Source organism: Rhodococcus sp. NPDC056743, from assembly GCF_042790355.1.
GTDB lineage: Bacteria > Actinomycetota > Actinomycetes > Mycobacteriales > Mycobacteriaceae > Rhodococcus_F.
Map to the genome: position 1 here is coordinate 353,118 of NZ_JBHTZI010000004.1, position 22,790 is coordinate 375,907.

At 60.9% G+C, this 22,790-nt stretch carries 21 protein-coding genes; 18 read left to right on the forward strand and 3 right to left on the reverse strand.

Annotation, left to right across the window (positions count from 1 at the left end; genetic code table 11):
• The first annotated feature begins 61 nt into the window (after positions 1 to 61).
• From ACFRFQ_RS11645 to ACFRFQ_RS11680, 8 genes are all read left to right on the forward strand, one after another.
• Positions 62 to 3,232 (forward strand): carboxyl transferase domain-containing protein, encoded by a 3,171-nt coding sequence (locus ACFRFQ_RS11645; protein ID WP_378657091.1) that lies wholly within the window; start codon positions 62 to 64, stop codon positions 3,230 to 3,232.
• Positions 3,232 to 4,221, forward strand: coding sequence for an NAD(P)H-dependent flavin oxidoreductase (locus ACFRFQ_RS11650; protein WP_378657094.1), 990 nt, complete (start codon positions 3,232 to 3,234; stop codon positions 4,219 to 4,221). Before ACFRFQ_RS11645 ends, ACFRFQ_RS11650 begins: the two co-directional genes overlap by 1 nt.
• Positions 4,222 to 4,426: 205 nt before the next feature.
• Positions 4,427 to 6,007: an ABC transporter substrate-binding protein gene (locus ACFRFQ_RS11655; protein WP_378657097.1), complete on the forward strand. Its 1,581-nt coding sequence runs from the start codon at positions 4,427 to 4,429 to the stop codon at positions 6,005 to 6,007.
• A 150-nt stretch (positions 6,008 to 6,157) separates the two neighbouring features.
• A complete protein-coding gene (locus ACFRFQ_RS11660; RefSeq protein ID WP_378657100.1) occupies positions 6,158 to 7,099 on the forward strand; it encodes an ABC transporter permease in 942 nt (313 codons plus the stop codon).
• Complete coding sequence (locus ACFRFQ_RS11665; protein ID WP_378657102.1) at positions 7,096 to 8,016, forward strand: ABC transporter permease; 921 nt, start codon at positions 7,096 to 7,098, stop codon at positions 8,014 to 8,016. Before ACFRFQ_RS11660 ends, ACFRFQ_RS11665 begins: the two co-directional genes overlap by 4 nt.
• Positions 8,000 to 9,046: an ABC transporter ATP-binding protein gene (locus tag ACFRFQ_RS11670; RefSeq protein ID WP_378657105.1), complete on the forward strand. Its 1,047-nt coding sequence runs from the start codon at positions 8,000 to 8,002 to the stop codon at positions 9,044 to 9,046. Before ACFRFQ_RS11665 ends, ACFRFQ_RS11670 begins: the two co-directional genes overlap by 17 nt.
• Positions 9,043 to 9,882, forward strand: a complete 840-nt coding sequence (locus ACFRFQ_RS11675; RefSeq protein WP_378657108.1) for an ATP-binding cassette domain-containing protein — start codon at positions 9,043 to 9,045, stop codon at positions 9,880 to 9,882. The genes ACFRFQ_RS11670 and ACFRFQ_RS11675 overlap by 4 nt, the downstream gene beginning before the upstream one ends.
• Positions 9,883 to 9,892: 10 nt before the next feature.
• On the forward strand, positions 9,893 to 10,606 hold the full coding sequence (locus ACFRFQ_RS11680; protein ID WP_378657111.1) for a hypothetical protein: 714 nt from the start codon (positions 9,893 to 9,895) through the stop codon (positions 10,604 to 10,606).
• Positions 10,607 to 10,612: 6 nt separating this feature from the next.
• On the opposite strand, the gene ACFRFQ_RS11685 is transcribed toward ACFRFQ_RS11680, so the two are convergent.
• A complete protein-coding gene (locus ACFRFQ_RS11685; RefSeq protein WP_378657113.1) occupies positions 10,613 to 11,341 on the reverse strand; it encodes an IclR family transcriptional regulator in 729 nt (242 codons plus the stop codon).
• 132 nt (positions 11,342 to 11,473) lie between these two features.
• Here ACFRFQ_RS11685 and ACFRFQ_RS11690 point away from each other — a divergent pair, with 132 nt between their 5' ends.
• Genes ACFRFQ_RS11690 through ACFRFQ_RS11730 form a run of 9 tightly spaced genes read left to right on the forward strand, consistent with a single transcriptional unit; the run spans position 11,474 to position 19,768 of the window.
• Positions 11,474 to 12,229 (forward strand): class II aldolase/adducin family protein, encoded by a 756-nt coding sequence (locus tag ACFRFQ_RS11690; protein ID WP_378657116.1) that lies wholly within the window; start codon positions 11,474 to 11,476, stop codon positions 12,227 to 12,229.
• 45 nt (positions 12,230 to 12,274) lie between these two features.
• Positions 12,275 to 13,453, forward strand: coding sequence for an acyl-CoA dehydrogenase family protein (locus tag ACFRFQ_RS11695; protein WP_378657119.1), 1,179 nt, complete (start codon positions 12,275 to 12,277; stop codon positions 13,451 to 13,453).
• 39 nt (positions 13,454 to 13,492) lie between these two features.
• Positions 13,493 to 14,632: an acyl-CoA dehydrogenase family protein gene (locus tag ACFRFQ_RS11700; protein ID WP_378657121.1), complete on the forward strand. Its 1,140-nt coding sequence runs from the start codon at positions 13,493 to 13,495 to the stop codon at positions 14,630 to 14,632.
• 1 nt (position 14,633) lies between these two features.
• Positions 14,634 to 15,854, forward strand: coding sequence for a CaiB/BaiF CoA transferase family protein (locus tag ACFRFQ_RS11705; RefSeq protein ID WP_378657438.1), 1,221 nt, complete (start codon positions 14,634 to 14,636; stop codon positions 15,852 to 15,854).
• The gene (locus tag ACFRFQ_RS11710; RefSeq protein ID WP_378657124.1) at positions 15,851 to 17,122 is read left to right on the forward strand and encodes a CaiB/BaiF CoA transferase family protein; all 1,272 of its coding nucleotides are present in this window, start codon (positions 15,851 to 15,853) and stop codon (positions 17,120 to 17,122) included. The genes ACFRFQ_RS11705 and ACFRFQ_RS11710 overlap by 4 nt, the downstream gene beginning before the upstream one ends.
• Positions 17,123 to 17,134: 12 nt before the next feature.
• Positions 17,135 to 17,659, forward strand: a complete 525-nt coding sequence (locus tag ACFRFQ_RS11715; protein WP_378657126.1) for a MaoC family dehydratase N-terminal domain-containing protein — start codon at positions 17,135 to 17,137, stop codon at positions 17,657 to 17,659.
• 35 nt (positions 17,660 to 17,694) lie between these two features.
• Positions 17,695 to 18,150, forward strand: coding sequence for a MaoC/PaaZ C-terminal domain-containing protein (locus tag ACFRFQ_RS11720; RefSeq protein WP_378657128.1), 456 nt, complete (start codon positions 17,695 to 17,697; stop codon positions 18,148 to 18,150).
• A complete protein-coding gene (locus ACFRFQ_RS11725; protein WP_378657131.1) occupies positions 18,150 to 19,352 on the forward strand; it encodes a thiolase family protein in 1,203 nt (400 codons plus the stop codon). The genes ACFRFQ_RS11720 and ACFRFQ_RS11725 overlap by 1 nt, the downstream gene beginning before the upstream one ends.
• 2 nt (positions 19,353 to 19,354) lie before the next feature.
• Positions 19,355 to 19,768 carry a Zn-ribbon domain-containing OB-fold protein gene (locus ACFRFQ_RS11730; protein WP_378657134.1) on the forward strand — a complete coding sequence of 138 codons (414 nt, stop codon included), beginning with the start codon at positions 19,355 to 19,357 and terminating at the stop codon, positions 19,766 to 19,768.
• A gap of 28 nt (positions 19,769 to 19,796) precedes the next feature.
• Here the strand turns inward: ACFRFQ_RS11730 and ACFRFQ_RS11735 are convergent, their stop codons facing one another.
• On the reverse strand, positions 19,797 to 20,450 hold the full coding sequence (locus ACFRFQ_RS11735) for a PadR family transcriptional regulator (protein ID WP_378657137.1): 654 nt from the start codon (positions 20,448 to 20,450) through the stop codon (positions 19,797 to 19,799).
• A gap of 168 nt (positions 20,451 to 20,618) precedes the next feature.
• On the opposite strand from ACFRFQ_RS11735, the gene ACFRFQ_RS11740 reads away from it, so the two are divergent.
• Positions 20,619 to 22,091, forward strand: a complete 1,473-nt coding sequence (locus tag ACFRFQ_RS11740; protein WP_378657139.1) for a class I adenylate-forming enzyme family protein — start codon at positions 20,619 to 20,621, stop codon at positions 22,089 to 22,091.
• A 16-nt stretch (positions 22,092 to 22,107) separates the two neighbouring features.
• Here ACFRFQ_RS11740 and ACFRFQ_RS11745 read toward each other — a convergent pair whose 3' ends face one another.
• Positions 22,108 to 22,788: a 3'-5' exonuclease gene (locus ACFRFQ_RS11745; RefSeq protein ID WP_378657441.1), complete on the reverse strand. Its 681-nt coding sequence runs from the start codon at positions 22,786 to 22,788 to the stop codon at positions 22,108 to 22,110.
• Positions 22,789 to 22,790 lie beyond the last annotated feature (2 nt).

Sequence of the window (22,790 nt, forward strand, 5' to 3'; positions counted from 1 at the left end):
GATCCACACCGGCGGGCCGCCCAGCGCGATCGAACTGCGTTGTCACAGAAATGGATCAAGGATGGTCGTTCAACCGGACATGGCATACCGGCGCTCTCTGGCTGTGGCTGAACTGACAAGCCCGGGGCAGTTGTTCGAGGTGGCTGATGAATCCGTGCGCGGGCACATCATGCCGGTGTTCAAGAATCGCGCGCACACGCTTCGTGAGATTCTGGCGGCCTCGGTCAGGCATGGTGATACCGAATATCTGGTGTGTGACGAACAGCGGATCACGTTCTCCGATCACTTAGTACGTGTGGCGTCACTGGCGGAGGAGCTGCGACGCACGTACTCGATCGGTAAGGGCGATCGCGTTGCGATTCTGTCGGCGAACAACGCCCAATGGATCATCACGTTCTGGGCGGCGACGTCACTCGGAGCGATAGTGGTCGGGATGAACTCGATGTGGTCCGCTCCCGAGATCGACTACGGCCTGAAGCATGCCACTCCGAAACTTGTTGTCGCCGATGCCAAACGGCGGAAACTACTCGGTAACATCGATGTGCCGGTGCTGTCCACCGAAGCCGACGTACCTCGATTGTCGACACTGCACGACGACGCAGAACTGTCGACCGTCGCCATAGACGAAGACGACCCCGCCGTCATCCTGTACACCAGCGGTACAACCGGGCGGCCGAAAGGTGCGACACACTCGCACCGGAACATCATCACGGCAAACGACTTTCACCGATTCAACGATGCATTGGCAACGCACTTCGGCAGCCCGCCCGCGAACCGGCGGTTCCTCCTGTCCAATCCGCTGTTCCATATCGCATCGCTGCACAACCTCGCCGTGCCCCGGTTGTCGATCGGGGACACCGCAGTCATCTACAGCGGCCGATTCGAGATCGAACGTGTGCTGCGATTGATCGAGCGTGAGCAGGTCACCAATTGGGGAGCCGTGCCGACCATGGCGAATCGCCTTGTTTCACATGGTGATCTGTCTCGGTACGATCTGTCCTCACTCAAGACGATGTCACTGGGATCGGCGCCGTCGTCAACCGCTCTCAAGGAGAAGGTTCGCGAACTGCTGCCGGTGGCAGGGCGTTCACTGGGAACGACGTACGGGCTCACCGAGTCGTCCACGGGAGCCACCTTGGCAACGGCCGCCGATCTGGAGGAGTACCCCGATTCCGTGGGCCGCCCCGTCGTGACGATGAGTGTCGAAATTCGGGACGACAACGGGCATAGACTGCCGGACGGTTACGAGGGTGAGATCTGCCTGCGCGGACCACACGTGATGGTGGGCTACTGGAACAACGATGCGGCGACAGCCGCCGCCCTGGACGAAAAAGGGTGGCTGCGCACCGGTGATCTGGGATTCATCGCCGACGGTCATCTCCGTGTCAGCAGCCGACGTTCTGACTTGATTCTGCGTGGCGGGGAGAACATCTACCCGGTCGAAGTCGAGAATGTCCTGAGTGAGCACCCGGCTGTGCAGGAATGTGCGGTGATCGGAATTCCCCACGCGGACTACGGCGAAGAAGTGGCCGCCATTGTTGTCATCGAAGAGCCGGGATCCGTGACGGAGGCAGAGCTTCTCGGGTACGTGCGGGAGCGTCTCGCGAAGTACAAGGTTCCGTCGCGATGGCGATTGACAATAGAACCGTTGCCGCGCAATGCAACCGGAAAGGTTGTGCGCAAACAACTCGATGTCGATGCCGAACCGGCGATGGTCTCGGAGAATCGTCACGCGTGGACATCGCTTCTGACGGCGCTTGACGAGCGTCGGCGGGCCGCACGGGAGATGGGTGGCCCGGACAAACTACTGCGGTACCGGCGGTTCGGGCGCGTTGATGCGCGCGATCGAGTAGCAAAGTTCCTGGACCAGGATACATTTCAGGAAATTGGCATGCTGGCCGGTGACGCGTCGATTCCGTCCGACGCCTTCGTTGCAGGATCAGGACTAGTCAACGGCCGGCCGGTTCTGGTCGGTTCGGAGGATTTCACGGTTGCCGGCGGATCCATCGGCACGGCAGCGGCCACCAAGCGCGCCCGGATTGCGGAACTCGCCCAGCGTGAACGGACTCCGCTGGTCATGATGCTCGAAGGCGCCGGGCATCGGGCAACAAATGCCCTGCATCCACATCGGCCGGCACCTAACGATCTCCAGGCGATGGCTGAGCTTGCCGGGTTGGTCCCGACGGTCTCGATTGTGTGTGGACCTTCTGCCGGCCACGGAGCGCTCGCTGCACCCATGTCGGATTTTGTCATCATGGTCAAAGGCCACGGCGCGATGTTCACGGCCGGCCCACCGTTGGTGGAGGCGTCGCTTGCCGAGAAGGTGACAAAGGAAGACCTGGGTGGATCGACTGTGCACGCGGTGCAGAGCGGCATCGCCGACAACATTGCTGCGGATGTGGATTCGGCGCTCGAGTTGACGCGTCGATACCTGTCCTATTTCCCGTCGAATGCATGGAACCGCGCCCCACTATCGGATCCTGACGCTCCGGTTGCCGCGCCGCGCTCCCTCGACGCCCTCCTCGACATAGTTCCGCCGAATCCTCGTATCCCGTACGACATGCACGATGTGTTGTCCGTGATGGTGGACGAGGGCACACTCTTCGAACTGCAACCGCAGCACGGTTCTTCCGTCATCACAGCGCTGGCAAGGATGGGTGGCAGGGTTGTCGCCGTTGTCGCCAACCAGCCACTGGTGCTTGCTGGTGCGTTGGATGTTGCTGCGGCGGAAAAGGCGTGCCGATTCATCGAGATGACCGGAGCTTTCCATATCCCGTTGATCTTCCTGGCCGACAACCCGGGAGTTCTTGCCGGCAGTAAATCCGAACGGGACGGGATTCTTCGGGCGAGCGCCAGGATGTTTGCGGCCCAGCATCGGTCCACGGTGCCGAAAATGCATGTGACAGTGCGCAAAGCTTTCGGATTCGGGGGCTCTGTCATGGGGCAGAACTCGTTCGACAACCAGACCGTGTCGTTGTCGTTCCCGGGCGGAATGCTGGGAGGAATTCCGGCTGCCGTGGGTGGAAGCACTTCGAAAGCCGACGAACGAACACAGCGCGCCTTGATCGAGAACGAGGCTGCAGGTCCTTGGCGTCTCGCCAGTTCGGTCACCTATGACGATGTGATCGACCCGCGCGAGCTGCGTAACGCACTGCTCGGCGCGCTGAGGCTCTCCAGTGCGCGGGATTCGGAACCGGTTGCGCCGGTGGTGCACACCGGATACCTGCCCTGATGAAACCCGAAGTGACACCGGCATTTCGGAGTAGATTCGGCGCCCGCTTGCGGCTACCGCTTATCGCGGCCCCCATGTTGAGGGTGAGCGGGCCGAACCTCGTCGCGGCGGCCTGCGCTGCGGGCGTCGTCGGTGCCTTTCCGACGGCTAACGCGCGCACGCCCGAAGAACTCGATTCGTGGTTGGAGACGTTCGATCGTGCCCACGAGGAGAGCGGCGGAGCACTGGCTCCCTACTGCCCCAATCTGATTATGAGGGCGCCGAGACTCGCTGACGACGTTGCGTGCTTGGTACGCCGCCGAGTGGAAATGGTCATCGCGAGCGTGGGCTCACCGGCCCCGATCATCGGACCATTCCACGATATCGGCGCTGCCGTATTTGCCGACGTCGGCACCCTTCGTCATGCCGAAAAGGCTGTCGAGGCGGGCGCGGACGGGCTCGTGCTGCTTTCGGCCGGTGCCGGCGGGCAGACGGGGTGGATGAACCCGTTCGCCTTCATTCGTGGTGTCCGTGAATTCTTCGCCGGGACAGTAATTCTCGCAGGCGGAATCTCTGACGGGCACGCATTGTGGGCAGCGGAGGTGGCGGGGTTCGACGCGGTCTACATGGGCACACGCTTCATCGCGGCTGACGAGAGTCTGGCGTCGACGAGGTACAAGGACATGGTGGTCGACGCAACGATGGACGACGTGGTGTTGACCAACGCTTTCACCGGACTGCGTACGAACATGCTTGCTCCTTCCATCAGAGCTCAGGGGCTCGATCCCGAGAAACTGAACGAGCAGATCTCCGTGAAGGAATCGGCGGAACTGTTCGGGTCGAAGTCGTCGGCACCGGGGCCGAGAAGATGGACCGATGTCTGGAGCGCAGGGCATACGGTGTCCGGGGTGAAACGGCGCGGCCCAATTTCGGACATAGTGCACGAAACCGTCGGAGAGTACGAGGACGCCCGAGCGAGAACTCTGTCGCTGCTGGCCGATCGACCATGAGCGGTTGTCGATATCTGTTTTCGCTAGTCAACTTCCCAGTGATCGGGACATCGATGGACAACGTCTGTGCCGGTTACCATCGTCAAAACTAGTTCCGAAAAAACGTATACCTAATAGACATATCCGGGCTAGTCTGCCTGTGAGCCGAAGAGACCGTGTGCGTGGAGGTTTCTCGCCGACTTTGATCTACTTCGAGAGGAATTCGATGAGCGGAAAATGGAACGGCAAAGGCAAGATTGCCGCGGTGTCGTTGGTGGCTGCCTTGGCGGTCGCCGGATGCGGCGGGGGCGGCGGCACCAGCACTGCCGGCGGCTCGACTGCATCGGCCGCGGATGTCGACCGTGCGGCCGTACTTCGTGTCACCGCGTCGGCGCCGACCCGAAACCTCGATCCGTACCTCCAGACCAGCTACGGCGGCTGGGGATATCTGACTCCGATGTTCGATCGTTTGACCATGGTGGACAAGGACGGAAATCTTGTTCCGGGACTTGCGGAGTCGTGGGAATTTTCTTCTGACGGTGGCTATCTCGAGCTGAAGTTGCGAGACGACGTCTCGTTCCACGACGGCACAAAGTTCGACGCAGCTGCTCTCGCCGCGAACGTCCAGCGAGGAAAGACTATGGCAGGCAGCACTGTTGTCGCTGCGCTCGACGACATCACGTCCGTCGATGTTGTCGACCCGACGACTGCCCGGCTGAACCTGACCAAGGGTTCCGGTGTGGAGCTACCGGGGCTGTTCAGCACCAATGTCGGCATGATGGTCAGTCCCAAGACCATTGAAGCCGGAACTGACCTCCGAAATGATCCGGGGCAGAGCGGATCCGGACCCTACATCGTCACCAAGTACGTGCCGGAAGAATCTCTCGAAGTTTCTCGCGCAGAGGGCGACTACTGGGATTCGGCAGCCGGTCTGCTCGGCGGAATCAGCTTCAAGACCATGCCGGACGCGACGACGCGTTTGAACGGAATGCAGACCGACGCCACCGATATCAGTTGGGTCAGCTCGGCCAACGAGATCGTTCAGGCTCAGTCGCTCGCGGACCGTAATGTTATGGGCATCGACAAGGTGAAATTCCGCAATGTACTCGGCGTCTTCATGCGGGCCCGTGATGACCTCGCGAAACCTGAAGTGCGTCAGGCTGTTGCACACGCTATCGATCCCGAGGCCATCAGCGCGCTCTTCTCGGGCACCTGCACCCCGTACCGCCAGATGTATCCGGAATCGAGCTGGGCGGCCGACCCGTCGTACCAGTACCCGTACACCTTCGACGTGGACAAGGCCAAGAGTCTGGTCTCCAGTGCCGGTGGAGCCAAGATCACACTGACCTTCGGCGCTGGAACCAACACGGAAAAGCCTGCCAACGTCATTCAGTCCGCCTTGGCGGCAGCAGGGTTCGACGCCGAGCTCAATCCCGTTCCGAACTCCCAGAACGAACCCGGCTACATCGCGGGCACCTACCAGTCGATGGTGTCGAACAGCTTCAGCCCCAAGGTGGACCCCGCTGAGACCGTCAATACCTTTGTCGTGGGTCCCTACGACTTCGGCAACGGCAATCCCGAGATCGCCGCACTGGCGACAAAGGCTGCCAACCCGACGTTGTCGCAGGACGAGCGGGCCGAGATGTACCACGAGATCTGGTCGAAGACACTGGCCGAGGCCATGTTCGTGCCGATCTGCAACCAGACGAACGCAACGATTTTCAGTGACAAGGTAGTCAATGCCGACAACATCCCGTGGGTCGACACCGGAATCTTCGATCTGCGCTACGTAGGAATGACCAAGTAGCAATTACCAAGTAGCACTGCAGAACAGCAATCTCTTGCTGAAAGACCGATCCGCTTCACAGGTGATGCGACACAAGGATTCACGTAGTCGCATCACCCGTGAAGGGGAACCGCCGACAAGACCGGCTGTAAGCGCCGGTGAGGGGTGCTTATGTTGCGTTACGCCGGGCGACGGTTGCTGGCGGCGGTGCCGCTGCTGTTGATCGTGCCCTTGATGATCTTCTTGCTGATCGATCTCGCGCCGGGGGATCCGGCTGCGATTCTTGCCGGCGATGATCCGACTCCGGAACGGTTGGCGGAGATCCGGTCCACACTTCACCTGGACGACAACATCTTTGTGCGATACGTCCGGTGGGTGGGCGGTGTTCTGCATGGTGATCTGGGTACGTCGTTTCTGTCGAATCAATCTGTGACGGAACTTATTTTCCGCCGGATGGCGACGACATTGTCGTTGGTCATTTTCGCGATGGTGCTCGCGGTGACGATCGGCCTGATCCTCGGTGTCGTGGCATCGCTTCGTCCCGGCGGAATCGTCGATCGCCTGGTGAATGTGGTGGCGTCGATTGCAATTGCGATTCCGGCATTCTGGTTCGGTCTGGTGTTGGTGTCGGTGTTCGCGGTGACCAATCAGATTTTCCCGGCATTCGGCTATGCGCCGTTGTCCGACGGTTTTGTGCCGTGGATTCAGCACCTCATCTTGCCTGGCACAGCGTTGGCGTTGTTGCCCGCGGCGGAGGTGACCTTGCAGCTTCGGTCGTCGCTGGGGCAGGTACTCAAGAGCGACTACATTCTCAATGCGGAAGCAAAGGGTCTGGGACGCGGGACGGTCGTGTTCAAACACGGGCTCAAGAATGCGTGTATCCCGGTGGTCACGGTGCTCGGCTTCCGTGTTGCCGAGGTGTTGGGCGGGGCGGTGACTATCGAAATCATCTACAGCATGCCGGGGTTGGGCAGCTTGGCCGTCAACAGCGTCCAGAACCATGACATTCCGGTGTTGCTCGGGTTTGTCCTATTCACCACCGTTGTGGTGGTGCTGGTGAATCTGCTTGTCGACATTTCGTACGGCTACTTCAACCCTAAGGTTCGCGCATGACAGATCCGAAGGCACCGACGGAGGCAACTTCGGCTCCGAAGGCACTGACAAAAACCGAGACGGCAGCGCGATCAACTCGCAGCGGAGGTCTGAAAGCTGTTCTGCGGAAGCCGGTAACGATGGTGGCGGGTATTTTCATCCTGCTCCTGGTGATCATGGCTGTGTTCGCCCCCATCCTGGCGCCACACGATCCGTACGTGCAGGACCTGGTCAACCGGTTGCAGCCGCCCAGTGCGGATCATCTGCTCGGCACTGATGACTACGGCCGAGATGTGCTGAGCCGGTTGATCTACGGCGCGCGCATCTCGCTGACCGCGTCGTTGCAGGCGGTGAGCGTCGCGCTGATTCTCGGACTTCCTCTCGGCGTCATCGCGGGGTATCGCGGCGGCTGGGTCGATTCGCTGATCACCCGGGTGATGGATGCGCTGATGTCTGCTCCGTCGCTGGTGCTGGCAATCACGATCGTCGCGGTCCTCGGTTCGGGAATCACCAACGCGATGCTTGCCATCGGTTTGGTCATGGCGCCCAGGTTCTTCCGTGTTGCTCGGGCATCTACGATGGATGTGCGACACGAGACGTACATCGAGGCTGCGATCGCGTTGGGGTGCCGCCCGGTGCGAACGATTGTCAGGCATATCCTTCCGAACGTGATGCCGCCGGTGGTGCTGGTCATCTCGGTCTCTCTCGGTGCTGCGGTCGCGGCGGAGGCGAGTTTGAGCTTCCTCGGTCTCGGGGCGAAGGCTCCGGCGGCGAGTTGGGGTTCGATGCTCAGCACGGCGGCGTCGAATATGCAGCTCGCGCCGTACCTGGTGTGGCCTCCCGGTGTGATGATCTTCTTGACCGTCTTGTCCTTCACCTATCTGGGCGACGGTGTTCGCCGATCCTTGCTACGGAGTCGTAATGGTGACAATGACTGATCTGATGCGAAAAGAACAGCTCGGTGCGAGTGCTGAACCGCTGTTGCGGGTTCGGGATCTGACTATCGAGTTTCCCGGCAGCGGGGGGTGGCAGACGACGGTCGAGGGTGTCTCCTTCGATGTCGGTGCCGGCGAGTCGGTGGCGTTGGTCGGTGAGTCCGGATCCGGCAAGACGGTGTCCTCGCTCGCGGTGATGGGTCTTACCCAGGCAACCGGTGGCCGGATTTCACGGGGCTCCATCGAATTCGACGGTCGGGATCTGACGAAGGTTCCGGAGCGCGAGTGGCGCAAACTCCGCGGCACCGGGATGGGCATGATTTTCCAGCAGCCCATTCGTAGCCTCAATCCTGCCTATACGGTCGGTGATCAGATCGCCGAGTCCGTCCGCAAGCACCTCGGATTGAGTCGTAAGGAAGCGATGGCCCGGGCAATGGAGATGCTCGAGTTGGTGCAGATTCCCCGGGCGAAGGAGCGGGTGAGTGACTACCCGCACGCATTCAGTGGTGGCATGTGTCAGCGCGTGATGATTGCGATGGTGATGGCGTGTAACCCGCGGTTGCTGATTGCGGACGAACCGACCACCGCGCTCGATGTGACGGTGCAGGAGAAGATCCTCGATCTGCTGCGAGATCTGCAGGAGCAGACCGGTGTGGCGTTACTGTTCGTCAGTCACGATCTTGCAGTGGTGGCGGAATTGTGCCAGCGGGTGGTTGTGATGTATGCCGGTGAGATCGCGGAAAATGCTGCGGCAGAAGAAGTATTCTTCCGTCCTCAGCATCCGTACACGTCGGGGCTGCTTGCCTCGATTCCGCAGCCGGGGCTCAATACCGATCGGCGGCTGCATGCGATCCCGGGGGGAATCCCGGCGGCGGCCGACTGGCCGACAGGTTGCCGGTTCTCGCCGCGTTGCCCTCATGCCACACCGGGAGTATGCGATGTGGAGCATCCTTCGATGGCGAGTGTTCCCACCGGAGAAGCGCGATGCCTGCGCGTGCAGGACCTCGATCTGCAGGGAGTGAGTGTGCGATGAGCCTTCTCGAAGTGAAGAACGTGTCGAAGTCGTTTGCGTCGGGCCGCGACTTTCTCGGCCGCCGCACCAAGTGGTCTCATGCGGTCAAGGATGTCAGCTTCAGCCTCGAGGCTGGCGAATGTCTTGCCGTGGTGGGGGAGTCGGGCGCGGGTAAGTCGACCGTGGGCCGGATTGCGCTGCGGTTGATCGAGCCGGATACGGGTTCTATTACGTTCGACGGCGTTGATGTGCGGGCTGCAAAACCAGCCGAATTGCGTTCGATGCGCCGCGGTATGCAGATGATCTTCCAGGACCCACACAGCTCCCTCAATCCGCGGATGACTGTTGTCGACGCCGTGGTTGAACCGCTGATCGTTCACACCGACATGGGTCGGGGTGAGCGTGAGAAGTTGGCGACGGCGATGTTGGACAAGGTGGGGATCGGCTCCCGCTACTTCGGCCGATATCCGGCGGAACTCTCGGGTGGTCAGCTTCAGCGAGTGGCGATCGCTCGCGCGTTGACACTTAATCCGAAGATGATCGTCTGCGACGAACCCGTTGCTGCGCTAGATGTTTCGGTTCGAGCTCAAGTCCTCAATCTGTTGCGAGATCTTCAGGAGGAGTTGGGTCTTGCGTATCTGTTCGTGTGCCATGACTTGGCGTTGATCGAAGTGATCGCGGATCGCGTACTGGTGATGGCGCGCGGTGAGGTAGTGGAAAGCGGGTCGACCAAGGACATCTTCCAAAGCCCGCAGCAGGAGTACACCCGAACATTACTCGACGCGATACCTGTGCCTGTTCCACGATCAGTGCGTGGGCAAGTTCTCGAGGGCGTCCGAGCCGAACCTGTCAGTTGAGGAGAATTCGATGACATCACCCCCGGCAGCAGTCACACCCGCGCAGTCTCGAACCGTACTGCGTACCACGGAGTCCGGAGACTTCCTGATGAGTGACTATCTAGGTGAGCATTCGGATGGTTCGGCAACCGATGGTTTTCAGGCCTATCTTGTCGGTCAGAAGGCGCCGAAGCTCCGGCCGCACTATCACGAGGTAGATCAGTTTCAGGTAGTTCTCGACGGCAGTGGACGGTTGGGTAGGCACGCCATCCGTTCGGGCACTGTGCATTACAGCGATGCGTACACGGTGTACGGGCCGATTTTCGCCGATGCTCCGGAAGGGCTGTCGTACTTCACACTTCGGCTCGACCCTGCCGCTGGATTGAATTACATGCCGGAATCGCGCGTGAAAGGTGAGACGCGTGCCGGTGAACATTTCACCTGTGCGATCGACGACGCTGCGGCCGAGAAAGGAAAGCTGGATCTGCTGGCGCGTACCAGACGCGGCGCCGCGGCATTCGGTGTTGCGCTCGATCCCGGTGCGGTATTGACGGCCGATGCGCTGACCGAATGTGTGGGCCGGGGATATGCGGTGGTGTTGTCCGGCAGTGCTGCGTTCGGCGGCCGTGCATTGCCGCCGGGAAGCCTCATTCCGTTCGAGTCCGCTAGTGCGCTGGAGGGGCTTTCGGGACAGTCTGATCACACGAACCTGGCCCTGGTCGTCTTTGCCACACTGAGCAAGTGAATCCGCTCAGTGGGAGCCTCCGAGTTGATCCGCTGCTTCCCGGAGCAGTTCGCCGTACTGCGTGAAGTGATCCTCGGTCAGCCGCGTGGCGGGTCCGCTGATCACGATTGCAGCGAGTGGCGACCCCGACGCATCCAGTATCGCCGCGGCGAGGCTGGTCGATCCTTGTTGGACGGCTTCCGCACTGGCGGCCCATCCGCGGCTGCGAATCTCCTGGTACTCCTGCTCCCCGAGGAGGAGATCGGGCTGACCCGAACTGTTCACGCGCTCTTCCTGCGGCAGGTATGCGTGGATGACCCGGCCCGCGGCACTTGCTTCGGGTACGTGTACCTGTCCGATCTTCAGGCCGGTCCGAACCATGTGGGTACCTTCCGCAACGCCGAGAACGATCATGTGTTCGTCCTCGGTGACCGCGAGATGCACTGTCTCGCCCGTGGTATCCCGGAGCCTCGTCATGACGGGTTGCGCTCGGGCAGCCAGGGACGAGCCGTTGTAGACCTGTCCGGCAACAACAACGCAACGGGTGGAGAGCTCCCATCGTGGCGGAGCCTCCCCAACGGGGTGGATCCATTGCGCTTCATGGAGAGTTGCCAGGGTGCGTTGCATGGCGCTTTTGTCGACGTCGAGTAGGCGTGAGAGCGCGGTCAGGCCGATCGGCTGGTGGGCGGCAACGGCTTCGATGACGCGAAGTCCACGCGTGAGTCCGCTGATTGTCTTGACTGCGATCTGAATCACCCCTAATGTGGGACTTGAATTTGATACACAGTATCACATAGCGATACATGCTGATGCAAACTGTGCGATGGTCTTTCCGAAGTTCTCCCTTTCTTTCCTGCTGGCGGTCCAGTGCACTACCGAGAGGTTGCTGTGAAGAAGTTCAAACCCACTGTTGATCAATTGATCCCGAACCTGACGCCGGCGGAGGAGATAGTCCTGCTCGCGCGCGTCTTGTGGACCGAGGGGTATCAGGATCACCTTGCCGGGCACATCACGTACAACCTCGGCGACGGCACCATGCTGTGCAATCCCTGGTTGCTCACCTGGGAGGAGATCCTCCCCGCCGACATCATTCGCATCGATATGGACGGCAATGTTCTAGACGGCGATTGGCCTGTCCCGCTGGGAATTCCCCTGCACCTCGCGCTTCACCGCGCTCGTCCCGATGTCGGCATTGCGCTGCACAATCATTCGGAGTTCGGAACGGTCTGGGCCGATCTGGGTGAGGTTCCACCTGCCTACGATCAGAGTTCGAGCCTCGGCGGCGGCGAGGTAGTGCTTGTCGACGAATACGACGGTGGCGTCGACAACATGGAGGCGGCCGAGGCTGCGATTCGGTCGATCGGGCCCGCTGATCGAGCGCTGCTCGCTGGGCATGGTGTCTTTGTCACGGGTAGCACCGCTGCCGCTGTCTACCTGCGGGCGGTCGCACTCGAACAACGTTGCAAGAATGCCTGGATGGTCCGAGTGGCTAGCGGACCGGAGAAGACAGCACTGCCCGACTGGTGGCTCGATCGAATGGCCGGTAGCGACGGAAACAGCTACCACGGCTTCTGGGAGGCTGCGGTGCGCGCTGCATTGCGGTCGGATCCCGAACTGCTCGAGAGCCTGCAGGCCTCCCAATGAACGACCAAGGCTTTCAAGCTATCAGCTGCTGCGGAACGGACACTCATGGATTTTGAACTCGATGCAGATCAGCGAGCGTGGCGCGAAGAGATACGTGCGTTTCTTCGCGAAAATGTGACGCCGGAATTGCGTGCGGAGATGGCCGAGCACGACCTCGAGTTCATAGGCGGGGAGCTCACTGCGTTTCGGCGAAAGATCGGGGCAAAAGGATGGTTCGGGCTCAATTGGCCCACAGAGTTCGGTGGGCTTGGTCTCGGGGCGGTGTATCAGCATCTCCTGGTCAGTGAATTCGAGTACTGGGGTGTTCCGGGACCGGACCTGACGGTCACGTCGGTGGCACCGATGATCATGCGTCACGGCACGCAGCAGAATCGGGAGGAGTTTCTGCCGCCGATCGCGCGCGGTGAACTGACCTGCGCCGTGGGCTATTCCGAACCCAATGCCGGAACCGATCTTGCGAGTTTGAAGACCAGGGCGGTACGCGAGGGTGACGAGTGGGTGATCAACGGTTCCAAGATCTGGAACAGTATGGCGCAGCGCGTCACTCACGAATGGTTGTGCGTTCGCACCAATACCGAGGTACCCAAACACAAGGGAATTTCGGTGATCATCGTGCCGATCGACGCTCCCGGCGTCGTGATTCGCCCGATCACCGCGTGGTCCGGGTATCGAACCAATGAAACGTTCTTCGACAACGTTCGTGTCCCCGTGACCAACCTCATCGGTGAAGTCGACAAGGGATGGAAATACATCACCGGCGCACTGGATCTCGAACGGGGTGCGCTCACGAATGCCGGCGACCTTCGCAGAGCCGTCGACGACCTTGTAGTTCTTGCGCGCGAGATCCGCGAAGACGGAACAAGGCCACTCGATCACGCAGATGTACGACGAAAGCTTGCTCAGTTGGACGCGGATGTCGAACTCGCGCAACTCATGGGCTTCGAAGCGTCGTCGCTGCTCGAGAGCGGAACCATTCCGTCCGTGCTTGTCAGCGTCGAAAAGGTCTTCTCCAGTGAACTCAGACAACGGATTGCCGACGTCGGAACGTCGATGCTCGGCCCGGCGGGTTTGATCACGGGCGGCGATCCACATGCAGTGATGGCGGGAAAGTTCGAGCGGCTGTATCGAGCCGCGCCGTTGCTGCGATTCGGTGCCGGAGCCAACGAAGTTCTGCGAGATGTCATCGCGCAGCGCGGGCACTCTTTGCCGAGTTACGGACGCTGACATGATTTCGACATCCCTTGACGGCGTAGGAGTTCGCTGATGAAACTTGTTGCTACCCAAGACCAACTCGATCTACAGGCGATGTCGGCTGCCGTCCTGGCCAAACAGTGTCCGATCAGTGTGGTGCGTGAACTGGCAGAACCGATGTCCGAGAGCCATCCGGACAAGCTGATGACGGCGCTGGCCGAGGTTGGTGTTCTGGGATTGGCGATCGGTGAAGAATACGGCGGCGGCGCCGCGAGCCTGTACGAACTCGGTGTGTTCTTTCGCGAGGCCGGACGGGTACTGTGCCCATCGATCGTCTACAGCACACTGCAATTCGGTATTGCTGTCGGGCGACTGGCCACGCCGGAACAACGCAGCCGGTATCTGCCCGCATTGGCTGAAGGTCGACTCCGTGCCGGCGTTGCCGCCTGGAATCCCGGTGACGCCGGTGACATCCGACCGACGGTGACGGCAACCCCAGTGCAGGGTGGGTGGCTGCTCAACGGCACCCTGCCATTTGCCGTGAACGCCGCGGAGTCCGACGTGGTCCTCGTGACTGCTCGCACCTCGGTGTTCGCTGAACCGGAACGATTGATCTGTGCGTTTATCGAGCCGACAGCCCCAGGGTGGAATGCCGTCCCCTTGTCGAACATGTCCGGAGAGAGGCTCTCTCGGGTCCATCTGGTCGACATCTTCGTCTCGGACGAGTCGGTGTCGCTCGGGTTGAGCGGGAACGGGTTGAGCGTCGCCGATCTTCGATGGGTGGCCAACGCGGCAGTGGCGCTGCAATGTATGGAGATGGCCGGTGGTGGCGCCGCAGTTCTGGACCGCACCGTCGACTACATTGCGCAGCGCGAGCAGTTCGGACGGTCGATCGGCAGTTTCCAAGCCGCGCAACACATCATTGCCGATATGCACATCGCGCTCGAAGGCGCCCGCTTGGCTGCTGCGCAAGCGGTGTGGTGGGTGGCTCGCGGCGAATCCGCCACTCGCGCGGTCGCGATTGCAAAAATGCAGTGCAATGAGGCCTACAAGCGCGCGACGCTCGACGCACATCAGTTGCACGGCGGCATGGGATACGTCCTCGAAACCGATCTGCATCTGTGGTCGGAGAGGGCAAAGGTCACCGAAATCCGCTACGGCACAGCAGATGTTGCTGCGGGCTGGCTGCAGAAGGAGCTGAATCTTGCCTAGTGTGGCGAAGCCGGAACCGCGGCAGGCACTTCAGGATCTCCGGATCGTGGATTTGTCGAGATGGGTGGCCGGCGAATACGCAACGAAGATGTTCGCAGATTTTGGTGCGGACGTTGTCAAGGTCGAAAAGCCGGAGACAGGTAGTCTGACGCGGTCGTGGGGGCCGTTCCCCGACGATGTTCCGAACGTCGAGCGAAGTGCGCTGTTTCTGCATCTGAACACCAACAAGAAATCGCTTGTCCTCGACCTGAGTTCGGATGCCGGACGGGACGTTCTCCTGAACCTCGTGGACACCGCGGACGCTGTGGTGGAGTCCTTCCGGCCCGGACAGCTCGAGAAGTTGGGCCTGGGGCCGGACGTGCTCCAGGCGCGCAACCCTTCGCTGGTGATCACGCGGATCAGTGCATTCGGCCAGACCGGACCGTACCGGGACCGTGAAGCGAGTGGCCTGGTCCTACAGGCTGCCGGTGGTCCGATGAATGCAACCGGTGCGGCTGATCGCGCGCCGTTGCGCAAACCGGGACTGCTCGAGCACTACACGATCGGTCGTACAGCCGGCGAAGCAACGATGGCCGGAATTTTCAGTGCCAAGCGCACGGGACAAGGTTCGGTGATCGACGTGTCGGGGCAGGAGGTGCTGCTCGCCGGCGCCGACCGGCGAGCGTCGTATCTGGTCTCGGCGGCGTATTCCGGCATGAATGCCCCACGCGGAGTTCGAAGCCCGCATCGGCACGGCGTGACGTTCACCGGGCCGTTCCGGGCGAAGGACGGATTCGTGATGCTGTACGTGACCAATCAGGCATTCTGGAATCGATTGGTCGACATCGTCGGTGAGCACGACAGCGAATTCCATGCTCGATATCACGGACGCGAGACAATCATGGGAACGGACCGTGACGAGTTCATGGACTATGTCTCCAAGTGGTTCGCACAGCGACCGAAAGTCGCGATCATGGAACAGTGTGAGGCGGCTCGTATTCCCGTCACGGCGTACCTCAACGTCTCGGAATTGTTGAGTCACGATCACTTTCGTAGCCGAGGCGCGTTTGTCCGTGGTTCGCACCCGGTCGCGGGAACGTTGGAGTACACCGGTGCCCCGTGGCGGATGGCCAACGGGTACCGGTTGCGTCATACCGCGCCAACTCTCGACCAGCACGGCCCGGAGATCCGCGAGCTACTGGCACAGGCACAGTCACCGGCACAGACAGGGGAGCGATCGTGAGTTATCCGCTCGAGGGGATTCGTGTTGTCGACTTGACGGTTGTCTGGTCCGGACCCGGTGCGACAGCGATGCTGGGGGACTTGGGTGCCGAAGTGATTCGGGTGGAAGGCAACAACCGCGTCAGCCGACAAGTATCGGCAAAGACCACAAAGGAATCGATCGCGCAGACGGGCTATCACGGCGGCACCTATCCGGAGAAGGATCCCGGCGAGCGGCCGTACGACCGCACAGCTCTGTTCAATTGGCATTCCCGGAACAAACTTTCGGCGTGTATGAATCTCGACACGGCAGAGGGACACGCGGCGGTGATCGAACTGATCAAGGTCAGTGATGTTCTGGTGGAGAACAATTCCAACGGCACTCTGGAGAAGTTGGGTCTCGGACACGAGCATTTGCTCGAACTCAACCCACGGTTGATTGTCGCTCGTATGCCTCCCCTCGGGATGACGGGACCGATGAGTGACTATCTCGGTTACGGGCCCAATTTCAATTCGCTCGTGGGGATTGCCGCGATGGACGGTTACGAGGGTGAGGAAGCCGACTCGGCCGGCGAGAATTACCACATGGATGAGGCAGCGCCGGCGGGATTGGCCTTTGCGGTGATGGCCGCGTTGTGGGACCGCGAGCACACCGGCGTCGGGGGACTTGTGGAGTTTGCGCAGGCGGAGAACGTCATGGCGGAGATCGGGGAATTTGTACTCGACGCTCAGGTAAACGGGAGAGTTCCGGAGATTCTCGGCAACTCCGATCCTCATGTGCTGCAAGATGTTTACCTCAGTGCCGATGCAGACCGGTGGGTCGCTATCTCCGTGCGCAGCGATCGCGAGTGGACGGCATTGGCTGCGGTGATCGGCGGGGACGAACTCGCCGTACTTGGCGCCGATGCGGCCACAAGACGGACCAATTCCGCGTCGATCAGGGATCGAATCGCGCATTGGGCACGGTCCGTGTCGGCCGCCGAGATCGTTTCGGTGTTGCAGGATTGCGCCGTTCCCGCGGGTGAGGTGATGAGAGAAACCGGATTGCTCGAGGACGACCATCTACGCGAGCGGGGCTGGTTCCAGGAGCGAACGCACCCGTCGGTGGGAACCTATCGATATCCTGGACATCCCTGGCGGGTAGAGGGATTCGATCTTGCCTTCGGGCGAGTACTCCCGGGGTTCGGTGAGGACAACGAGTACGTCTACAAGAAGATTCTCGGCTATTCCGATGAGAAGTATGCAGAACTCGAGAATGCCGGACTGGTCACAGACCGTCAAATAGCGTGAGAGAGAAAGAACATGACTGAAAACATAGCCGTGGTTCCGGATTCGGAATCTCTGATCCCCGACACTGTTGCGGAGCGGGTCGGGGAAGTGGTCTCGAGGGCAACAGGAGCTGTCGTCGCGCGGGATTGGCAACGATGGGCGGTGTCTGTCGGCGAGACCAACCCGCTGTACTTCGACAGTGCCTATGCCCGTGAGCACGGCTATCGCGATATTGTTGCTCCGCCGTTGTATCTGCAGTACGCGATTCTCGGGGTGACGCCGATACCGGAACTGCGGGTAGACGGGTCATCCGGGGCTGCCTCCGGGAATCTGGTATTCCCGTTGTGTCCCAAGCGGATGGCCGGCGGCGAGAACACCACTTTCCTTCGGTCAGCCTATGACGGCGACGTGATCACCAGTGTGCGCGTCGTGGATTCGGTGGTCGAGAAGCGCGGTCGATCCGGCCGGTTCGTGCTGGTGACGTGGAAAACCACGTATACCAATCAGAATGACGAGGTTGTGGCCGAAGCGACGACCTCGATGATCGCCCGTCCGTAGCTCGCCCGGCCGTATCCCGCAGAAAGATGAAAGTTATGTCACCGCAAGTGTATTTCGACGACATCGAGACCGGCGACACGATTCCGGTGTTGGCGGTCAGTGTCACTCAGCTGCAGATGTTCCTCTTCAGTGCGGCAACGTACAACGGGCATCGCATCCACTACGACCGGAGTTGGGCCGTCGACGTCGAGGGTTACCAGGACGTCGTAGTGCAGGGGCCGCTCCAGGCGGCCCTTCTGGCGCGCGTTGTCACCGACTGGATTGGCGGTGCTGGATCGTTGGTGAACTTCTCGGCCTCGAACCGCGCCGTGGCCTTTCCCGGCGAGCCGTTGGAATTCACGGGAACAGTGACCGGCAAGCGCGACGAGAACGGCAGAGCATTGGTCGATCTGGATCTTGCGGGAGTACGTGGCGGTGAGGTGCTGATGCCGGGAACTGCGACGGTACTGCTGCCGCGTCGGGGCACTGCCGCCGCGGATGGAGTGTCCTGATGGCGGGACTGCGCGGAGAGGCTGCCATCGTCGGATTTTGTGAACTGCCTGCCCAGCGTAAGCAGACCCGACCGGAGTTGTTGACCATCGAGCAGTGGGCAATGCTCTCGAAGCTGGCAATTGAGGACGCGGGGCTGGAGGCTTCGCAGATCAATGGTCTTGTCACGCATGGTATTGCGGAATCCGATATGTTTGCTCCGGCCACGCTGTCCGAATATCTCGGGATTCCCCTGAACTTCGGTGAGCGAGTAGACCTCGGCGGTGCAACGGCAGCCGGGATGGTGTGGCGAGCTGCCGCAGCCGTCGAACTCGGTATCTGCGACGCGGTGTTGGTTGTTGTTCCTGGGTCGTTCATGACTCCGAAATCTCAGATTCAGCCCGCGGCGGATCCGGGGTATCTCGGTGCTTCGAGTGGCAAGTTCGGTTCTCCTCAGGCCGAATTCGAGATTCCGTTCGGTAATCTCGGGCAGAACGCGCCGTACGCTCAGATTGCACGGCGGTACGCGGCGGAATTCGGGTACGACGAGCGTGCCACTGCCAAGATCGCAGTGGACCAGCGAACCAACGCCTGTGGTACTCCGGGCGCGGTGTTCCACGGAAAGCCGATCACCATCGACGACGTCCTGGCGAGTCCGATGATCGCTGATCCCATTCGGATGCTCGAGGTGGTGATGCGGGTTCAGGGTGGGGCGGGGATTGTCGTGGCGAACGCGGACATCGCCCGTCGTGGCCGTAACCGTCCGGTCTGGGTCAAGGGGTTTGGCGAGCACCTGTCGTTCAAGACGCCGACCTATGCGGACGACATGGTGCGCACGCCGATCGCGAAGGCTGCCGACACGGCATTCGACATGGCTGGAATCTCGCGCTCAGCGGTCGATGTGGCGTCGATCTACGACTGCTACACGATCACGGTGGTGATGAGCCTCGAAGACGCAGGCTTCTGTGAGAAGGGGAAGGGCATGGAGTTCGTGTCGTCGCGAGACCTGACCTTCCGCGGCGATTTCCCGTTGAATACCGCGGGCGGCCAATTGTCCTACGGGCAAGCCGGAATGGCGGGCGGAATGCATCACGTATGTGACGGTGTGCGTCAGGTGATGGGCCGATCCGGGGCGGCGCAGGTCGAGGACTGCAATACCGCTTTCGTCACCGGGAACGGCGGCATCATGAGTGAGCAAGTTGCACTGATACTCCAGGGAGACTAGGCATGTCGAATGAAAAGCCGTTTCCGGAACCGACACCGGTGTCCGCACCGTTCTGGAATGCTCTGCGAGAGCGCAAGATAAAGATCCAGTACTCACCTTCTTCGGACGAATTTGTGTTCTATCCACGATTGCTGGCGCCGCGCACGTTGGCCGACGACCTCGAGTGGCGTGAGATCAGGGGACTGGGCACGCTCTACACCTATACGGTGGCTGACCGTCCGACGGCACCGCCGTGGTCGGATGCGTTGCCGCAGTTGTTGGCGGTGGTGCAGTGGGACGAGGGACCGCGGTTCAGTACCGAACTGGTCGAGGTCGGCGATCGCGAGCTCAGCGTCGGTATGCGGGTGGAACCCGTGTTCTGTGACTATCCGGATCGAGACATCACGCTGCTGCGATACCGGCCTGTATCGCTCTGACACCTTCAGTGTCAGAGCGATCCGAGCATCAGTCTTCGTGTTTGCGGAGCTCGTCCGGAGTGCGGGGTTCAGGCTTCTTCCGGCGTGCTTTTCCGGCGCTGGATTTGTCGGTCCCGAGTCGAGAGATGTTCTCCAACATCCAGTTTGCTCGGTCGCGCTCTGATTCGTAGTACATCTCCGACCATCGCAGCACCAGTTCGGGATATGCCCATCCAGCTTCCTCGGATGCGCCTTCGGCATCGGCAATTGCGCGGATGCGCATCTTTTCGGACTGGTCGCGGTGTTCGGTAAGTACAGATTGCAGTTTGTCGGGGTCGGCTAGATGGCCGAGCCACATTCTGAGCATCACGCCGTGTTTGAGCACTGCGGGTTCGACCGGCGATTCGTTTGCCCACGTCGCTACCGCGTCGGTTCCGGCCGGAGTGATCGCGTACAGGCGCTTGCTCTTGACATCGTTTGTGCTCACCACGCGGGAGGTGGCATAGCCGTGTGCCTCGAGATTGCGTAGTTCGCTGTAGATCTGGCTGTACGACGGTGCCCAGTAGAAGAACCGCAGGCTCCAGTCCGCCCATTTCTTGAGGTCGTAACCGGAGAGTTCGGATCCGAATGAGAGGAGGCCCAGGACGGCCCAGCTTGTCGGTCGCAGAGTGGGTGCGTCTGCGGATGTTTTGTCCTTTGCCATGGTCGAAAGGTTACCTGCCGGTAGACCACCAGAGAGTATTTCGGTTAGAAATATGCTGAAAAGTAGTGCGGGAAGGTACGGATGAACGGCGCTCTCAACCCCGGTTCCGGAGAACCACTCAGCGGGAGAGGCGCCAAGCCTGAGTCGGCCGGATGTTTCAATGCAGACATGCCGCGTGATCTTTTGGTACCGACGCTCGACGCGCTCTGCCTGGACTTGGCGCAGCGGTGCGGAGACCGAGTGGCATTGCTCGACGGCAGCCAGGAGATCACGTACGGCGAACTGACGGACCACGCGCTGAGGGTGGCGACTGTTCTGGCGAATGCGGGCGTGCGACCGGGCTCACGGGTGGTTCTCAGCGGCCGCAACACCGCCGACTGGGTATGTATCGCCTTCGGGATCCTGTGCGCTGGGGCAACTGTTGTTCCGGTGGGGCACGGCGTCAGTGACCTCGAGTATTCACGGATTCTCGATGTCACAAAACCAGCCCTGGTAGTCGACGAACCACGGATCGCCGACATCATGGCGGCGGCCGGAGTCGCCACCCCTGATCCGGATCGGCCTGCTGCCAGTCCCGATGATGTTGCGGTGATTCTTTCGACCTCCGGTTCGACAGGAGTGTCCAAGCAGGTCCCCATGACCCACGGACAGCTGTCACGGTTGTACTCGGCAGTGGCGCAGCGACTCGAGTTGACGACTGCAGATCGAGTGATCGGTGCCGTCCCGTTTGCACATTCGTTCGGTTTCAACGGCGTGCTGCTGACCGCGATGTGCGCGGGAGCCTCGGTGCGCGTCGTCGAACACTACGACAGAGCCGACCTGGCCGACGTGATAGTCCGTGACCGCGTCACCGTGGTGATGGGGCCACCGACCATCCTCTTCGACCTCGTCGGCAGCGGCCGCGACGACATCGGGTTGGTATGCAGGATGGCGGTGAGCGGCGGTTCCGAAGTGCCGCTCGACCGGATGCGCGGTGCGTGCCGCGAACTCGGAATCGTGAACATGGTTGTGGGCTACGGACTTACCGAAGCGTGCGGGACCGTCGCCATGGGCAGTATCACCGAAGGCGAATCAGGTTCGCTCGCGATGTTGACCCCCGTCGACGGACTCGAGATCCGGATTGTCGACGACTACGGCTATCCGCTTCCGCCCGACGAGGACGGCCACGTGCTCTGCTCCGGGTACAACATCATGCACGGATATCTCCGAGCCGGAGACGATCCGGAATCAACGCCCGACGACGCGGTGGACGGTGACGGATGGTTGCGAACCGGCGACATCGGTTGGTCCGACGACGAAGGACACCTGTACATCGTCTCGCGGGCAAAGGACACGGTGATTGTCAGCGGATTCAACGTGTACCCGCAAGAAGTCGAGACGATATTGATGGAGCACCCGTTGATCCTCGAAGTCGCAGTGATCGGTGTCGCCGACGAACGGCAAGGTCAACGGCTGGTTGGCTGCATCATCCCGGTCCACGGGTACTCCGTCGATCCGCAGGATCTGATCGAATTCTGCAAGGAACGATTGAGTGCCTACAAGGTGCCGCGCATCTTTGTCGAGTTGGAGATGTTCCCGACAACGCACACCGGAAAACGATCACGTGAAGAATTACGCAAGCAGATTTCGCAGAGATTATGACTTGCGTGTGCGGGTATCACGCAATGAACTGAATAGGCCACTGGCCGTTTATATCTGACACGTCTTTCCCCTGGCTGCTCAGGAATTCGGCAAAATCACGTTGCCGTTCGGCATGCCATTGTGCCTGATCGATCATGAGATCAAGATCGTTGATCTCGGGAAAACGCACCGCCAATTCTTGTGCGAGAGCTGCGGCGGCCATAGCATCGGCCTCTGCATCGTGTGCGGATTCGAGGGTGATTCCGTAAAACTCGCAGACCGCAGACAGTGTTCGCTTCCCCTTGCGGAACTTGTCCATCGCGCGATCGATGACGTACGGATCCACAACCATCCCGGGAACCAGCGCCGGCTTGCCGATACGCAAACCTTCGGAGTGCATGACCGTGAGGTCGTAGGACGCATTGAACGCAACAACCGAATGATCACGGGCCCACGAATTGTGGAGAGCCTCACGGATCTCCTCGTAGCCCTCGGCGTAGTCCTGGCCGTGCTCGGCCGCATGCTCGGTGGTGATGCCGTGGATGGCGATGGCACCGGCCGGAATATCGACGCCCGGGTTGAGTAACCAGGTGCGGGTCTCGACACTCGAGCCGTCCACGACGGCAACACACGCGCTGACGATCCGGGCAGTGGATGGATCACGCCCCGTGGTCTCGAGGTCGAACGCGCAGATCGGGCGATCGGACCAGTTGTTCATCG

Coding starts and splice junctions, on each gene's coding strand:
- ACFRFQ_RS11645 (WP_378657091.1), top strand. CDS start 62: ATGGTCGTTCAACCGGACATGGCATACCGGCGCTCTCTGGCTGTGGCT.
- ACFRFQ_RS11650 (WP_378657094.1), top strand. CDS start 3,232: ATGAAACCCGAAGTGACACCGGCATTTCGGAGTAGATTCGGCGCCCGC.
- ACFRFQ_RS11655 (WP_378657097.1), top strand. CDS start 4,427: ATGAGCGGAAAATGGAACGGCAAAGGCAAGATTGCCGCGGTGTCGTTG.
- ACFRFQ_RS11660 (WP_378657100.1), top strand. CDS start 6,158: ATGTTGCGTTACGCCGGGCGACGGTTGCTGGCGGCGGTGCCGCTGCTG.
- ACFRFQ_RS11665 (WP_378657102.1), top strand. CDS start 7,096: ATGACAGATCCGAAGGCACCGACGGAGGCAACTTCGGCTCCGAAGGCA.
- ACFRFQ_RS11670 (WP_378657105.1), top strand. CDS start 8,000: ATGGTGACAATGACTGATCTGATGCGAAAAGAACAGCTCGGTGCGAGT.
- ACFRFQ_RS11675 (WP_378657108.1), top strand. CDS start 9,043: ATGAGCCTTCTCGAAGTGAAGAACGTGTCGAAGTCGTTTGCGTCGGGC.
- ACFRFQ_RS11680 (WP_378657111.1), top strand. CDS start 9,893: ATGACATCACCCCCGGCAGCAGTCACACCCGCGCAGTCTCGAACCGTA.
- ACFRFQ_RS11695 (WP_378657119.1), top strand. CDS start 12,275: ATGGATTTTGAACTCGATGCAGATCAGCGAGCGTGGCGCGAAGAGATA.
- ACFRFQ_RS11700 (WP_378657121.1), top strand. CDS start 13,493: ATGAAACTTGTTGCTACCCAAGACCAACTCGATCTACAGGCGATGTCG.
- ACFRFQ_RS11715 (WP_378657126.1), top strand. CDS start 17,135: ATGACTGAAAACATAGCCGTGGTTCCGGATTCGGAATCTCTGATCCCC.
- ACFRFQ_RS11720 (WP_378657128.1), top strand. CDS start 17,695: ATGTCACCGCAAGTGTATTTCGACGACATCGAGACCGGCGACACGATT.
- ACFRFQ_RS11725 (WP_378657131.1), top strand. CDS start 18,150: ATGGCGGGACTGCGCGGAGAGGCTGCCATCGTCGGATTTTGTGAACTG.
- ACFRFQ_RS11730 (WP_378657134.1), top strand. CDS start 19,355: ATGTCGAATGAAAAGCCGTTTCCGGAACCGACACCGGTGTCCGCACCG.
- ACFRFQ_RS11735 (WP_378657137.1), bottom strand. CDS start 20,450: ATGGCAAAGGACAAAACATCCGCAGACGCACCCACTCTGCGACCGACA.
- ACFRFQ_RS11740 (WP_378657139.1), top strand. CDS start 20,619: ATGCCGCGTGATCTTTTGGTACCGACGCTCGACGCGCTCTGCCTGGAC.
- ACFRFQ_RS11745 (WP_378657441.1), bottom strand. CDS start 22,788: ATGAACAACTGGTCCGATCGCCCGATCTGCGCGTTCGACCTCGAGACC.